This window comes from Rhodococcus sp. GA1 (genome assembly GCF_024321955.1).
In the GTDB taxonomy this organism is placed as follows: domain Bacteria; phylum Actinomycetota; class Actinomycetes; order Mycobacteriales; family Mycobacteriaceae; genus Rhodococcus; species Rhodococcus pyridinivorans.
Window position 1 is genome coordinate 2320363 of the sequence record NZ_CP097186.1, and the last position, 14593, is coordinate 2334955.

Below are 14593 nucleotides of genomic sequence, written 5' to 3' on the forward strand. Positions count from 1 at the left end.
CGAGTCACCGCCACCACCGTTCGAGAACGCGGGCCACCCCGTCCTCGACGTTGGTGGCGGTGACTTCGTCTGCGACCGACTTCGCGTCCGGATGCGCGTTCTCCATCGCCACACCGTGACGCGCTACCGACAGCATCGGAATGTCGTTGGGCATGTCGCCGAAGGCCACGAGATTCTCGTGGGAGACACCCAGTAGCCGGGCCATCTCCTGGAGACCGGAAGCCTTCGTGACCCCCGCCGCGGAGATCTCGATGAGCCCGTGGGTCGTCGAATAGGTCACGTCGACCAGCCCGTGCAGTTTCGGCACGAGAGCCTCCGCCATCTCCCGGCTGGTCGCGCCGGGGAGCCGGACGAGCAACTTGATGGCGGGCTCACTGATCACCTCGTGCTCGGCGAGTTCGGTGTTGTCCGGATTCAGCCAGGCATGTTCGTAACCGGGAGCGCTGACGAACTGCGGCGTCGCCGCGTCGTGGGCCCGATCCCCCACCCGCTCCGCGGCCAGACCGCAACCGGGAAGCACCGACGAGGCCACCTCGGCGAGCCACGCCAGTTCGTCGACCTCGAGCACCGCGGCGCTGAGCACACGGTCGGTGGAACTGTCGTAGAGCACGGCACCGTTCGCGCACACCGCCATGGGCGCGTAGCCCAGCTCGTCGACGACCGGCGCGATCCAGCGCGGCGGGCGGCCGGTGGCCAGGACGAACGGAACACCGGAGTCGACCACCGCATGTACCGCGGCGCGGGTCCGATCGGACACCTTCTCGGTGTCGTCGATCAGGGTGCCGTCCACGTCCGTAGCCACCAATCCGGGACGCACCGCGTCCGTGGAAGCAGGACGCACCGCGTCCGTGGAAGCAGGACGCACCGCGTCCGTGATGTGGTCCCGATACGGCTCTCGACTCGACTGTGCGTTCACTCCGTCATTGTGCCGAAGTACCGCGGTCGCCGCCTGCGTCATCGTTGCCGCTACCGGCAGCACCTTCACGGGCGGCACGTTCCCGGGCCTTCCGGGCGCGACGCTCGGCGGCCGCGGCCTCGTCCAGGGCGGTCGCCTCCTCGAGGGTCGGCGCGGATCCGCCCAGGCGGCGGGGCACCCAGTAGGCACCGTCCTCGTGGATGTAACCGTCCTGGACCCGGTGAAGCATCTTCTCCATGGTCGCGTGGAGCTGCGCGGTCATCTCCGCTGCCGGCTCGAACGGATGGATGGGGGCGCCCACCTCGATGGTGATCGGGGTGTTCGTACGTCCGAGCCGCTTCGGGTGGCCCTTCGTCCACACCCGCTGCGACCCCCAGATGACCATGGGGACCACCGGGACACCGGCTTCGTTCGCCATCCGTGCCGCGCCGGACCGGAACGCCTTGAGTTCGAAGCTGCGGCTGATCGTCTCCTCCGGGAAGACACCCACGAGCTGACCGGCACGCAGCGCCTCCACGGCGAGTCGGTAGGACTCGCCGGCGTCGCCGCGGTCGACGGGGATGTGCTTCATCGCGCGCATCATGGGGCCGGAGATCTTGTGGTCGAAGACTTCCTTCTTCGCCATGAAGCGGATGTACCGCTTGGTGACCCGGGCGGGGATCCCGGCGTAGGTGAAGTCCATGTAGCCGGTGTGGTTGATCGCGATGACCGCACCACCCGTCGCCGGGATGTTCTCCGCCCCGGTGATCGCGAACTTCAGCCCTTGCGCTGCGAAGAGCGTGCGGGCGACACCGATGATGGTCCGATAGAAGGGTTCCACGCCGGTCAGCCTAGCGGGGGCCGGTGGAGGAACGACCGTGATCATCGTCGAAAGGCCACTACTGTGCGCACCCTCGCCCGAAAGCCCGACGTACTCGCATTCGCCGGCCTCGCCGTCGCCGTGGTCCTCACCGTCGCCGGTTGCGAGGGCGACGGGCAGTCCGGCATCCCGACCGAGAGCCCGGAACCGACCGCGGCGGAAACCGTCGAGGAGACCACCCCCGCCGCGACGCCCGCGGTGGTCGTCGGGGACGTCCCCGGTAATCCCGCCGCCACCGCGGCGCTGCAGGCATGGACGAACGACCTCGTCGGCGGCATCGATGTGGTGGACAAGTGCTGGACGATCGCCCCGGAACGGGCCCGGCAGATGTACGCCGACGTCGACGCGATCACCGCCGCGGTGCAGCAGCCGGGCAGGGACGGCCAGTACGCGGTGACGTGGTCGGCCGGTGGCATCGACCTGTCCGTCCTGCGCAGCGAGATCGCGTCCGGCTACGCGTGCCCGTACGTGAACCCGACCGGCGCGCCGGGCTACACCGACGAGGACGCCCGCTATGCCGTCGAACGATTCCTCGGACGGGCGATCGGCGCGCCGGTGGATCCGGACGACACCGAGGAGCGGTACCCACTGGTGTGCGAGGCGCGGGGCACGTGGGATCCCTGGGGCACCGGGAACCCCGGAGTGCCGCCGCTGGCCACCGATCCCGACGTCGTCGGTGACCTCGAATCCTTCGACGCCGCGGCCGCTTCCGTCACCCCGGTCTCGGAGGTGTACACGAATGTGACGATTCCGATCGTCGAGGCCGGTACACCCCGTGACCTGGTGGTCCTGCTCACCACGGGCAGCAACGGGTACTGCCTGGGCGCAGTGGACTGACGGGCGGCGCCTACTCTGGTAGGCGTCGGTCAGCACGTCAGGAGGGTACGAAGTGCAGATCACCAGCGTCGGACACGCCGGTTTCCACATCCAGACCGAAGCGGGGTCCATCCTGTGCGATCCGTGGGTCACGCCCGCGTACTTCGCCTCGTGGGTGCCCTTCCCGGACAACACCGGTCTCGACTGGGACGCTCTCGGCAACGTCGACTACCTGTACGTCTCGCATCTGCACAAGGATCACTTCGATCCCGACACGCTGAGCAAGCACGTCAACAAGGACGCGACCGTCCTGCTGCCCGACTATCCGGTACCGGACCTGCGTCGCGAGCTCGAGAAGCTCGGTTTCTCGAAATTCTTCGAGACCACCGACTCCGTCAAGCACCGGCTGCGGCACGGCACTATCGAGGTCGCTCCGCAGGCTCCGCTCTCGCCGGGCGATCTCGACATCATGATCATCGCGCTGCGTGCGCCGGCCGACGGACCGATCGGCGACTCGGGCCTGATCGTCTCCGACGGTGAGTCGACCGTGTTCAACATGAACGACGCGCGGCCGATCGACATGGACGTCATGCACGAGGCGTTCGGGAAGATCGACATCCACCTGCTGCAGTACTCGGGCGCCATCTGGTACCCGATGGTCTACGACATCCCGAAGAAGACCAAGGCCAACTTCGGCAGGCAGAAGCGCCAGCGCGGCATGGACCGTTGCCGCAGCTACATCGACCAGGTCGACGCGACGTGGATCGTGCCGTCGGCCGGTCCGCCGGTCTTCCTCGACGACGACCTGCGCGACCTCAACGACGACCACGGCGACGAGGGCAACATCTTCCCCGACCAGCAGGTCTTCCTCGAGCAACTGCGCATCCACGGCCGCGAGGGCGGTCTGCTCATGATCCCGGGTTCGGTGGTGGACCTGAAGGGCAGCGAGCACATGACGATCACGCACCCGATCCCCGACGAGCAGGTCGAGGCGATCTTCACGAACAAGGCCGCCTACATCGAGGACATGGCGCAGCGCTTCGCTCCGGTGATCGCGGCGCAGAAGGCGGCCTGGGCTCCCGCCGAGGGCGAGCCGCTGCTGCCCGCACTCAAGGCGAAGTTCGAGCCGATCATGGCGCAGTCCGATCTCATCTGCGACGGCATCGGTTACCCGGTGGGTCTGGTGATGGGCGACGAGACCGTGGTGCTCGACTTCCCCAAGCGCGTCGTGCGCGAACCCATCGAGGGAGAAGGCAAGTACCGCTACGGTTTCCGTATCGCTCCCGAGCTCGTGCGCACGGTTCTGCGCGACGACGAGCCCGACTGGGTCAACACGATCTTCCTGTCCACCCGGTTCACGGCCTGGCGCATCGGCGGATACAACGAGTTCCTCTACACCTTCTTCAAGTGCCTGACCGACGAGCGCATCGCGTACGCCGACGGCTGGTTCGCCGAGGCGCACGACGACTCGGCGTCGATCGAGTTGGGCGGCTACGAGATCCAGCGTCGCTGCCCGCACCTGAAGGCCGACCTGTCGAAGTTCGGTGTCGTCGACGGCACCACGCTGACCTGCAACCTGCACGGCTGGCAGTGGGATCTCGAATCGGGCCGCTGCAAGACCTCGAAGGGTCACGAACTGCGCAGCACCAAGCTGTGATCCGCATCCGGTAGTCACCGCTCCCGTTCGGTCCCGGCGGGTCGCGCCGCGGGCAACAGCCTCGGCACGACCACGCCCAACCCGACCAGCGGGAGCACCGTCACCGCGACCAGCGCCGCCATCGGCAACCACAGCGAGCCGATCGCGTAGGCGGCGAAGACCGCCACCGACAGCACCTCGCTCGTCAGGCCGACGACGGACGAGACGGTCGCGCGGGCACGACCGGACATCGTGTCCTGTAGGCGCGCCTCGGCGACGATCGCCGTGTTGTGCAGCGCGCCGTAGCCCACACCGATCGCCGTGAATCCGGCGATCCCCCCGGCGAGTGCACCACCGGCGAGTGCACCACCGGCGATCAGTGCCGATCCGACGATCACGACGGCACCCATGGTGCGGCCGCTCATCGTCGCAGTCCGTCCGGCGGTCGCGGCACCGACCACCTGTCCGACGGCCGTCAGCGCGACCAGCACCGGCACGAATCCGGTCTCCGCTCCCGATTCGCGTGCGAGGAGAGCGAAGTACTCGTCGAAGGCGAGGCAGGCGAGCAGGGCGGCCGCGAGGACGACCGATCGTCGCACCACCCGGTCGGTGCGGATCTCGGACGTTCCCGCGCGCAGCGACGACATGTAGCGGACGAGGACGGTGTCGCCTCTGCCGGCGATCTCATCGGCCTCCTCCACCTTCGGTGCGGCGGGAAGCGTTCCCACGAGCGCGATGTCGACGACGGTGATCGCGACCGACACCCAGCCCACGAGCGCGTAGCCGCCGAGTTCGAACAGCGGTGCCGCCGTGAGGATCGCGACGAAGACACACGTCATCTCACCCGCGTTGGCGTATCCCATGATCGCCGCGTACCGGTGTTCGCACCCGCGCGCGGCGAGTTCGTCGTACACGAGGGCCTCGAAGGTGCCGGATTTCATCGACTCGCTGATGCCCCATAGGACGAAACCGAGCGCGAATCCCCAGTAACCGGGCCACACCAGCCACATCGTGAACGCTGCCGTGAGCAGGGCTCCGCTGCCGAACAGCAGACCGCGACGGGAGACGGTGTCGGCCCACGCACCCGACGGCACTTCGGAGACGAAGGCGACCACCGACCACAGGACGAACAGCGAGGAGATGGAACGGGTGTCGAGACCGTGATCCTCGAACAGCAACGCGTACAGGCCGTAGAGCGGCACGAACTCACGGACGGACGCGTACGCGACCACCCGCGCGGACAGCGAGGTCACCGGATCGGATCAACATCGACGGCGCATGCAACGAGAATGGCACGCCCGGCTCCACATGTCACCCCTCCAAAAGGTGGGATACGGTCGGTCATCGTGAGCACGGACGAGCAACAGCAGCGGCAGCGTACCTACACGTGGGAGGACCCGGCACCGACGTCGGCGGCCAACCGCGACATGCACGGACTCGACTTCCTGCGCGGGCTGATGGACGGGACGATCCCGCACCACCCCACCTCCCGCACGCTCGGCTTCACCGTCACCGATGCCGGCGAGGGCTTCGCCGAGGTCACCCTCGAGCCGCAGGAGTTCCACGCCAACGCGGTGGGCAGCATCCACGGCGGCGTGCTCGCTACCCTCTTCGACACCGCGATGGGCTTCTGCGTGTCGAGCACCCTCGAGGCCGGGGTCGGGTACACGACCCTCGACCTGCAGGTCCGCTACGTGCGTCCGGTGCAGACCGGCAAGGGCGTCATCCGTGTGCAGGGCTTCTGCGAGCACACCGGACGTCGCACGGCGACGGCGCGCGGCGAGGCCCGTGACTCCGAGGGCCGCCTGCTCGCGACGGGTTCGACCACCTGCCTTATCCTGCGCTGACAGTTCTCAGGCGCCGGGTTCGAGCACCTCGCGTCCCACGAACGGGACGAGAGCCTCGGGCACCTTGACCGAACCGTCGACCTGCTGGTGGTTCTCGAGCAGCGCGACGAGCCAGCGGGTGGTCGCGAGCGTGCCATTGAGGGTCGCGGCGGTCTGCGGCTTGCCGTTCTCGTCGCGGTAGCGGATGTTGAGGCGACGCGCCTGGAAGGTCGTGCAGTTCGACGTCGACGTGAGCTCGCGGTAGCGCTCCTGCGTGGGCACCCAGGCCTCGCAGTCGAACTTGCGGGACGCCGACGACCCGAGATCGCCGGCGGCGACGTCGATGACGCGGTACGGCACGTCGATGGCGGCGAGCATGTCGCGCTCCCAGGCCAGCAGACGCTCGTGCTCCGCCGCGGCCTCCTCGGGGCGGCAGTAGACGAACATCTCGACCTTGTCGAACTGGTGCACGCGGATGATGCCGCGGGTGTCCTTGCCGTAGCTGCCCGCCTCGCGACGGAAGCACGACGACCAGCCCGCGTAGCGCTTCGGCCCCTTCGACAGGTCGAGGATCTCGCCCGAGTGGTAGCCCGCGAGCGGCACCTCGGAGGTGCCCACGAGGTAGAGGTCGTCCTCCTCGAGTCGGTACACCTCGTCGGCGTGCCGGCCGAGGAAGCCGGTGCCCTGCATCACCTCGGGGCGCACGAGCACGGGCGGAATCATCATGGTGAACCCGTTCGCGGTGGCCTTCTGGGCGGCCAGCTGCAGCAAACCCAGCTGGAGCAGCGCGCCGTAACCGGTGAGGAAGTAGAACCGGGCACCGGAGACCTTCGCGCCGCGCTCCATGTCGATGAGCCCGAGCGACTCGCCGAGCGCGAGGTGGTCCTTGGGTTCGAAGTCGAAGGTGGGCAGCTCGCCGACGGTCTCGAGCGTGACGAAGTCGTCCTCGCCGCCGGCGGGCACGCCGTCCTGCACGACGTTGGAGATCGCGAGGTGCGCGCGATCGAAGGCCTCCTGCGCGGCGTGCTGCTCGGCCTCGAGTTCCTTGACCTTCGCCGCCAGCTCCTTGGCGCCGTCGAGCAGCGCGGGGCGCTCCTCGGGAGACGCCTTGCCGACCTTCTTGCCCAGGGCCTTCTGCTCGGCGCGTGCGTTGTCGCCGGCGAGGACAGCGGCGCGACGGGAGGCGTCGGCCTCGAGCAGCACGTCGACGAGGCCCGGGTCCTCTCCCCGCATGCGCTGCGACTCGCGGACGGCGTCGGGATTCTCGCGGAGGAACTTGAGGTCGATCACGGAATCGAAGCCTACCGCTGCCAGAGTTCCAGGTAGTCGTCGCGCCCGAACATCTTCGCTGTGTCCTCCGCGGTGGGGTGCCCGTGACGCGGGTCGGCACCGGCCTCGGCGAGCACCCGCACCACTGCCTCGACGCCCTTGAAGACCGCCCCCGAGAGAGGCGACTGGCCGCGGTCGTTGAGCCGGTTCACGTCGGCTCCCCGCTCGACCAAGACCTGTACGGCCTCGGCATGACCGTGGTAGGACGCCAGCATGAGCAGCGTGTCGCCGGTCTCGTTGGTGAGGTTCACCGGTACTCCGGCGTCGACGTACGCGGTGAGGGTCTCGACGTCTCCCTGGCGGGCGGCGTCGAAGGTCTGCTTGGCGATCTCGAGAATCTCGGGATCGATCGGGTCGTCGGCCATGAGCCGAAACTACCTGCGTCCACTCGAACAGGCATGATGGAAGTGATGGCCGAAGACAACAAGCCCAAGCCCGACCGGCGCCCGCCCTCGGCGCGGTTGACCCGACGCGCCCTCGTGCTCGTTGCGGCCGGTGCCGTCCTGGCGGCGATCGCGACGTTCGTCGTCGCGGGGTTCCAGGGCGCCGGCAGCGGGGACGACAGCGCCGGCGCCAACATCAGCACGACCGGCGCGGTCGCGGGGGAAGCGTTCGGTACCGCCACCACCGGCGATTGCCTGACCTGGAGTGCTCTCGACGCGAGCGACCTCGCGAAGGTCGACTGCGCCGAGACGCATCTGTTCGAGGTGGTCGCCGACATCGACCTGAGCCTGTATCCCGGCACCGAATGGGGACCGGGATCACGCTTCCCGTCGGTCACGCGCTTCACCGAGCTGCGCGACGAGCAGTGCGCACCCGCCGCGATGGACTATCTCGACGGCCGGTTCGACCCGCACGGCAAGTTCAGCATCGGCCTCATCAACCCCGGCGAGGCGGGCTGGGCGGCCGGCGAACGCACGCTGCGGTGCGGTCTGCAGTTCTCGTCGACCACCGGCAACCTGCTCCCCATCAAGGGCCGGGTCGCCGATCAGGACCAGTCGCGGGCCTGGGACGTCGGCGTCTGCATCGGCATCAACAACGGTGTGCCTGCCGACCCGGTGGAGTGTTCCAAGCCGCACGCCTTCGAGGTCGTCGCGGTCGTCGACCTCGGTGGGCAGTTCCCGGGCGGTCTGCCGAGCATCGAAGACCAGGACGGCTATCTCGAGGAGACCTGCACGCGCCTGGTGAACGAGTACCTCGGCGACCCCGAGGCTCTGCGCAACAAAACCCTCACGTTGTTCTGGGACAACCTCGACTACGACAGCTGGCTCGCCGGCAGCCGCAAGGTGAACTGCTCGATCGGCAAGCAGGTCGAGGGGGGCGGATTCTCGTCGATCACCGGCAGCGCCAAGGGCGACATCCTCATCGACGGCCAGCCGCCCGTGCCGCCGCCGCCCGTGCCGGAAGGCCGGTCGCTGCCGACGCCGCTGCCGGGTGCCGTTCCCCTGCCGGGGTCGTGACGTGCCGGTGCACCTGGAGGACGAGCACTTCGAGGAGCTCGTCTCGGAAGCGCTCGACGAGATTCCCCGCGAACTCGCGCGGGCGATCGACAACGTCGTGGTCCTCGTCGAGCCCCGCCACGAGGAAGAACCCGACCTGCTGGGTCTGTATCAGGGCGTCGCGCTGACCGAGCGCGACAGCCACTACGCGGGATCGCTACCGGACACGATCACGATCTACCGCGACGCGATCCTCGACATCTGCGAGAGCGACGACGACGTCGTGCACGAGGTACTGGTCACTGTCGTCCACGAGATCGCGCACTATTTCGGAATCGACGAAGAGCGCCTCCACCAGCTGGGCTGGGGCTGAGGCGCTCTTCGCGATCGGTACCGGGTGCTACTTGTTGCGGGCCGCGGTCGCCTTGTCGAGGCGGGGTCCCTTGGCCTTGCGCTGACCGAAGTGCGGGCTGAGCGTCGACACGACGAACATGATGACGGTTCCGACAGCGACGACGGCCACGGTGAGCCACACGACGATGACGCCGAAGAGTTCCAACATGCCCGGTTACCTCCACAGTCGATGTCACTTCGAGGCAAACGGCACACGTCCGCCCCGGGGGTCACCCTACCGTCCGCGTTCCGCCGGGTGACGACCGACTCCGCCCGCGCTCCGGTGGGGGACTCAGAGGGTGGTGAAGTGCTCGAGCTTCGGCGCTCCCGCCAGGAGGGGTCCGAGTTCGGTGATGGCACCCTCGCCGGCGCGGAACTTGCGGTAGGCGGCGTCGTGCTCGGCCGAGCGCCACTTCTCCACGACCACCCAACGGGCCTCGTTCTTCTGATCCACAAGGATCTCGATGCCGTCGCATCCGTCGAACTGTCGCGTCTCGTCGAGCGCGCGGGTCATGACCTTCTTCGCGTCGTCGAGGGAGTCGGCCTTGAATTCGAGTTCGATCAGAGCGGTGAGCGCCATGGGAGACCTTCCGTGATGTGCGAGGTGACTGCTCATCACATTTCCCCATGGATGAGAACTGCGCAATACCTCTGCGGAAACGGGACTATCGGGAGGCCGAGGCGAGAGCGGGAAGGACGTGGTGCTCGAGCAGCGGCGCGAGATCGTCGGGCAGCGGAAGGGCCGCCGGGTCGAGCCAGCGCGTCTCCGCGATCTCCGCGGCGGCGCCGGCGACCTCCACGAGCGGGTGTTCGTAGACGGTTCCTTCGAGCCGGTAACCGGGCTCGTTGGCGGCCTCGGCGTCGAAGACCCCGACGAGACGCAACGACGACAGATCCAGTTCGGCGCCCAGTTCCTCGGCGCACTCGCGCACGGCGGTCTCGGCGGGGGTCTCCCCCGGATCCGGCTTTCCTCCGGGCAGCATGAACCGCGACGTGTTCCGCTTCCGCACGGTGAGCACCTCACCGGCGGCGTTGCGGAGAACGACGGCGCTCACTCTGATCACACGGTCACGAATCGCGGGGTGCTGGTTCACCGGACCAGCTTAGCCTCGATGCACCGATCCGCTTGAGCGTGGTGGGGCCGGCCTGATCGTGGCGGGCTGACGACTCGTGGGCAGGGGTGAGTTCCGGGCGTCTCATCCCGGTCGTCCACTTCGTTCTCGGTCGTGCCGCAGTCGCGGCGATGGTCAGCTGGCCGTTGCCGGTGGTGGTGTGTGCGTGGTCGTGAACAGGCGATCGAACGCGGTCTGCCAGGGCCAGGCCTCGGGCAGGTGAAGAGTGATGCGACGCGCGGACCGGGCGAGGCGTGCCGGCACCTGGATGAGGGTGCGGCGGATCGTCGCGGTCGTCGCCCTGGCGAGCCGACCCGCTCGGTCGGCGATCAGCCCGGCAGCGCGGGTGAGGTTGAACGCGATCACCGCGAGAACGAGCCAGGCGCTGTTCGCGGTGAACACCCCGGAGGGCAAGTGCGCGAGCGGCCCGCCCTTCAGATCGGCGTGGACCTGTTCGATGATCGCGTGCCCCCGATGGGTCTTGTCCGCCGCGACGGTGCCCATCGACTGCTTGTCGGTGGTGGTGAAGAACGCGTGGTGCCGGTAGACGTCGAACAGTGTCGGCTGCTCCACCTTGTTCGGGTTCAGGTCCGGGATCCGTCGCACCACCAGTCGCCCGTCGACCCGCTCGGCGATCTTCCGGGACCGGAACGCGGTGAAGGGCACTTCGGCGACCTCTGCCTTCGAGATCCACCGCCCGGTGGTCTCGTCGCGGATCGCGTTCGGGTACTCGATCATCTCCCACGCATCATCCGGAATGGTCGCGATCGCGGCTTTCACCGCAGGGTCCATCCGCACGGTCACCGACACGTCCGCGCCGGCCCCCAGCGCGGTGCCGATGGTGCCGTGCCCGTAGAACGCGGAGTCCGCCCGCAGCAACGGCCGAACACTGCTTCCGGGGTGCATGCGGCGGAGGGTGGCGAGAGCGTCGCCGACGATCCTGGCGGCGCCTTTCGGGGACCCGGTCTTCCCCTGCCGCAACCGCTGGCCGACGATCACCGGCGCCGAGGTGGAGGTGCTGGCGGTGGCGATGAGGGCGTTCAGACCGCGGACCCCGGAGTACCCGAACGACGCACCCTGCTTCTTGTATCCGTGGACCTCGATGATCGTGTCGTCCAGATCCACCATCACCCGCTCACCGCCCCGCGTCTGCAGTAGCGGCGCCCGGGCGGCCAGGCTCACATTCACTCGGGAGGCGACGGCGTCGAGCTGGCGGACGTGCCCGAACCGGAACTCCCGCAGGAACGAGCCGAGCGTCGACGGGGCGAACGTCCGGTCGAACAACCGGCCCATCCCGCCATGGCGCAGCACGTTCATGTCGCTGATCGAATCGGCGCCGGCCAGCATCCCCGCAACCAGCGCCATCACCTTGCTGCCGGCGTTCGAGCCCTTGTCGGTCGGGACGGTCAACCGACCCTGCGCCAGCTCGTCAAGCCCCGCATGCTGGGCGAGACGGAGCATCGGCACCAGGCCCGCGACCGACACGAGATTCGGATCATCGAACACCGCAGACACAGCGGCAGGAGCGTGCTTGAATTGCATCTACGAGATGCCTCTCGGATCGGAACAGTAGAACCCTTAGCAAGCTCTATTCTTCCTGGTCAGAGAGGCATTTCTGCGTCACGACGCCCGACCAAACCCCACCCCATCGGTGCATCGAGGCTTAGGACCGGTCAGAACATGCTGTAGCCACCGTCGATGAGCGTCGTGCTGCCGGTCTGGAAGGACGACGCATCGCTCGCGAGATAGACGGCGATGCCTTCGAAATCCTCCGGGGTGCCCCACCGGCCGAGCGGCACACGGCCGATGACGTTCGAGTTGAAGACGTCGGACTCCTGCAGCGGACCGGTCATGTCGGTGGCGATCCGGCCCTGACCCGGATCCGGTGACGCGCGAACTCGACGGCACAGCCGTTCGCGAGCGCGAGCACCGCGGCCTTACTCGCCACGTACGGCTGGTTGCGTCCGGCGCCCTGCAGCGCACCGAGACTCGACGTGACGATCATCGAACCCCCGGTGCCCTGCTCGACGAGCACACGCGAGGTCTCCCGCATCGTGAAGAACGCGCCGTCGACGTTCGTCGCCATGACGGCGCGGTACCGCTCGGTCGTCGACTCGTGGAACTTCTGCAGCGACGACCCGATGCCGGCGTTGACCACCACGATGTCGAGCCCACCGAAGTCGTCGACGAGCGCCGCGACACCGTCGGTCACGGCCTGCTCGTCGGAGACGTCGACCGTGCGGGTCGCCACACGGCCGGCGAACCTCCCGATGTCGGCCGCGGCCTTCGCGAGCTTGTCCTCGCTCCGGCCCCACAGGGTGACATCGGCGCCGGCACGGGCGAGACCCCGGGCCATGCCGAGACCGATCCCCGCGGAAGCACCCGTGACGAGAGCGCGCTTGCCTGTGAGGTCGAAGATCGAATCCCTCTTCCCTGAAACGATTACGCGTACCCGGCAGCGATGTCGCGGCCGATGATCTCCTTCATGATCTCGGTGGTGCCACCGTAGATCGTCTGGATGCGTGCATCGACGTAGGCGCGCCCGATCGGGTACTCCATCAGATGCACGAAGCCGCGACCCTCGGTGCCGAGGAGGTTCCCGGCGGGGACGCGGGCGTCCTCGAAGACGAGCTCGGCGGTGTCCTGTGCGGCGAGACCGACCTTGTGGAGTTTGCGGCCCCTGCCGAAACCGGGGGTGTCGCGCTCGACGACGATGAGCGAGAAGCCCTTCGACCCCGCGTTCGGATCCGTGCGGCACACCACGATGACGAGATCGGAGTGGATTCCGTTGGTGATGAACGTCTTCTGTCCGTTGATCACCCACTCGTCACCCTCGCGTACGGCGGTGGTCTTCACGCCCTGCAGGTCGGATCCGGCGCCCGGTTCGGTCATGGCGATCGCGCCGATTCGTTCGCCGGTGGCGAGTGCCGGCAGCCAGCGCGCCTTCTGGTCCTCGGTGCCGAGGTGGAGGATGTACGGGATCGCGATGTCGTCCTGCAGTGCGAGTCCGGCGCCGAAGGAGGTCGTTCCGGTGCGCGCGATCTCCTCCTGCACGATGTGCCGGAAGCGGTAGTCGGTCACGCCCGAACCGCCGAACTCCTCGGGTACCCCGAGGCCGACGATGCCGGACTTGCCCGCGGCGATCCACGCCGACCGGTCGACGAGGCGCTCCTCCTCCCACCGCTCGTAGTTCGGTTCGATCTCGCGGGCGAGGAACTCGCGCACGGTCTCCCGGTACGCCTCGTGATCGTCGTCGAAATGGGTGCGTTTCATGGCTTCCTAGGCGTTCACGCGCGACATCATGCCGCTCAGACGCTCCGCGATGAGACTCTCGGCGTCGGCGACGATGCGCTCGACCAATTCCCCCGCGGTGGGGATGTCGTGGATGATTCCCTGGACGGTACCGACCGTCCAGATGCCGGCCTCGGGATCGCCGTTCTCGTAGACGAGGCGGCCGCGGGCACCGGCGACGAGTTCGCGCACGTCCTCGAACTGTCCTCCGCGGTCGAGGATCTCGACGACCTCGCGACTGACGGTGTTGCTCGCGACGCGGGCGGTGTTGCGCAGCGGACGGAAGATGAGCTCGGTGTCGGTCTCACTCGCCGCGACGATGGCTTCCTTGATGGTGCGGTGGATCGGCGATTCCTCGGTGCACATGAAGCGGGTGCCCATGTTGATGCCGTCGGCGCCGAGCGCGAGGGCCGCGACCAGACCACGACCGTCACCGAAGCCGCCGGAGGCGATCATCGGGATGGTGATCTTCTCGGCCGCGGCGGCGATGAGCACGAGGCCGGGGACGTCGTCTTCCCCGGGGTGCCCGGCGCATTCGAAACCGTCGATGCTGATGCCGTCGACACCGATGTCCTGCGCCTTGACGGCGTGCCGGACGCTGGTGCACTTGTGCAGCACCTTGATTCCGGCAGCGTGGAAGTCGGGCAGGTGCGGCGCGGGATTCGATCCGGCCGTCTCGACGATCTTCACACCGGAGTCGATGATGACCTGGCGGTACTCCTCGTAGGGCGGCGGGGTGATCGCCGGCAGGATCGTGAGGTTGACGCCGAACGGCTGGTCGGTGAGCTCGCGGGTGCGTTCGATCTCCTTAGCGAGATCCTCGGGGGTCGGCTGCGTCAGAGCGGTGATCATGCCGAGCGCGCCGGCATTGGCGACCGCTGCGACGAGTTCGGCACGGCCGACCCACTGCATCCCTCCCTGCACGATGGGATGGCGGACGCCGAAGGTTTCGGTGAAGGCGGTGGTCAGCACGGCA

At 68.1% G+C, this 14593-nt stretch carries 16 protein-coding genes and 1 pseudogene; 5 read left to right on the forward strand and 12 right to left on the reverse strand.

Annotation, left to right across the window (positions count from 1 at the left end; genetic code table 11):
* Positions 1-4: 4 nt before the first annotated feature.
* Both M3330_RS10810 and M3330_RS10815 read right to left on the reverse strand, forming a co-directional pair.
* Positions 5-958, reverse strand: coding sequence for an HAD family hydrolase (locus tag M3330_RS10810; RefSeq protein WP_255028896.1), 954 nt, complete (start codon positions 956-958; stop codon positions 5-7).
* Positions 921-1736 (reverse strand): 1-acyl-sn-glycerol-3-phosphate acyltransferase, encoded by an 816-nt coding sequence (locus M3330_RS10815; protein WP_006553432.1) that lies wholly within the window; start codon positions 1734-1736, stop codon positions 921-923. The genes M3330_RS10810 and M3330_RS10815 overlap by 38 nt, the downstream gene beginning before the upstream one ends.
* Before the next feature lie 63 nt (positions 1737-1799).
* Between M3330_RS10815 and M3330_RS10820 the strand changes: the two genes are divergently transcribed.
* Together M3330_RS10820 and M3330_RS10825 are read left to right on the forward strand one after the other, a co-directional pair.
* Positions 1800-2612, forward strand: coding sequence for a hypothetical protein (locus tag M3330_RS10820; RefSeq protein WP_006553431.1), 813 nt, complete (start codon positions 1800-1802; stop codon positions 2610-2612).
* 52 nt (positions 2613-2664) lie between these two features.
* Positions 2665-4248: a Rieske 2Fe-2S domain-containing protein gene (locus M3330_RS10825; RefSeq protein WP_255028730.1), complete on the forward strand. Its 1584-nt coding sequence runs from the start codon at positions 2665-2667 to the stop codon at positions 4246-4248.
* Positions 4249-4262: 14 nt separating this feature from the next.
* Here M3330_RS10825 and M3330_RS10830 read toward each other — a convergent pair whose 3' ends face one another.
* Entirely contained in the window at positions 4263-5480 is a 1218-nt protein-coding gene (locus M3330_RS10830; RefSeq protein ID WP_255028731.1) for an MFS transporter, read from the reverse strand.
* 93 nt (positions 5481-5573) lie between these two features.
* On the opposite strand from M3330_RS10830, the gene M3330_RS10835 reads away from it, so the two are divergent.
* Positions 5574-6074: a PaaI family thioesterase gene (locus M3330_RS10835; RefSeq protein WP_006553428.1), complete on the forward strand. Its 501-nt coding sequence runs from the start codon at positions 5574-5576 to the stop codon at positions 6072-6074.
* Between the two features lie 6 nt (positions 6075-6080).
* Here the strand turns inward: M3330_RS10835 and serS are convergent, their stop codons facing one another.
* The gene (gene serS, locus M3330_RS10840; protein ID WP_255028732.1) at positions 6081-7343 is read right to left on the reverse strand and encodes a serine--tRNA ligase; all 1263 of its coding nucleotides are present in this window, start codon (positions 7341-7343) and stop codon (positions 6081-6083) included.
* Between the two features lie 11 nt (positions 7344-7354).
* Positions 7355-7747 carry an ankyrin repeat domain-containing protein gene (locus tag M3330_RS10845; RefSeq protein WP_006553426.1) on the reverse strand — a complete coding sequence of 131 codons (393 nt, stop codon included), beginning with the start codon at positions 7745-7747 and terminating at the stop codon, positions 7355-7357.
* A gap of 45 nt (positions 7748-7792) precedes the next feature.
* On the opposite strand from M3330_RS10845, the gene M3330_RS10850 reads away from it, so the two are divergent.
* A complete protein-coding gene (locus M3330_RS10850; protein ID WP_006553425.1) occupies positions 7793-8842 on the forward strand; it encodes a septum formation family protein in 1050 nt (349 codons plus the stop codon).
* A 13-nt stretch (positions 8843-8855) separates the two neighbouring features.
* Positions 8856-9194, forward strand: coding sequence for a metallopeptidase family protein (locus tag M3330_RS10855; protein ID WP_033097890.1), 339 nt, complete (start codon positions 8856-8858; stop codon positions 9192-9194).
* A gap of 27 nt (positions 9195-9221) precedes the next feature.
* On the opposite strand, the gene M3330_RS10860 is transcribed toward M3330_RS10855, so the two are convergent.
* The 7 genes and pseudogenes from M3330_RS10860 to M3330_RS10890 all read right to left on the reverse strand — a co-directional run bounded on the left by M3330_RS10860 (position 9222) and on the right by M3330_RS10890 (position 14589).
* Positions 9222-9383 carry a hypothetical protein gene (locus M3330_RS10860; protein ID WP_016933301.1) on the reverse strand — a complete coding sequence of 54 codons (162 nt, stop codon included), beginning with the start codon at positions 9381-9383 and terminating at the stop codon, positions 9222-9224.
* Positions 9384-9506: 123 nt separating this feature from the next.
* Positions 9507-9794 (reverse strand): putative quinol monooxygenase, encoded by a 288-nt coding sequence (locus M3330_RS10865; RefSeq protein WP_006553423.1) that lies wholly within the window; start codon positions 9792-9794, stop codon positions 9507-9509.
* A gap of 85 nt (positions 9795-9879) precedes the next feature.
* Positions 9880-10278: an NUDIX domain-containing protein gene (locus M3330_RS10870; RefSeq protein ID WP_170318549.1), complete on the reverse strand. Its 399-nt coding sequence runs from the start codon at positions 10276-10278 to the stop codon at positions 9880-9882.
* A gap of 183 nt (positions 10279-10461) precedes the next feature.
* Positions 10462-11868, reverse strand: coding sequence for an IS1380 family transposase (locus M3330_RS10875; protein ID WP_082908796.1), 1407 nt, complete (start codon positions 11866-11868; stop codon positions 10462-10464).
* A 131-nt stretch (positions 11869-11999) separates the two neighbouring features.
* Positions 12000-12682: pseudogene (locus tag M3330_RS10880) on the reverse strand (SDR family NAD(P)-dependent oxidoreductase).
* Between the two features lie 86 nt (positions 12683-12768).
* The gene (locus M3330_RS10885; RefSeq protein ID WP_019290365.1) at positions 12769-13599 is read right to left on the reverse strand and encodes an acyl-CoA dehydrogenase family protein; all 831 of its coding nucleotides are present in this window, start codon (positions 13597-13599) and stop codon (positions 12769-12771) included.
* 6 nt (positions 13600-13605) lie between these two features.
* Positions 13606-14589 (reverse strand): nitronate monooxygenase family protein, encoded by a 984-nt coding sequence (locus M3330_RS10890; protein ID WP_019290366.1) that lies wholly within the window; start codon positions 14587-14589, stop codon positions 13606-13608.
* Between the last annotated feature and the right edge of the window lie 4 nt (positions 14590-14593).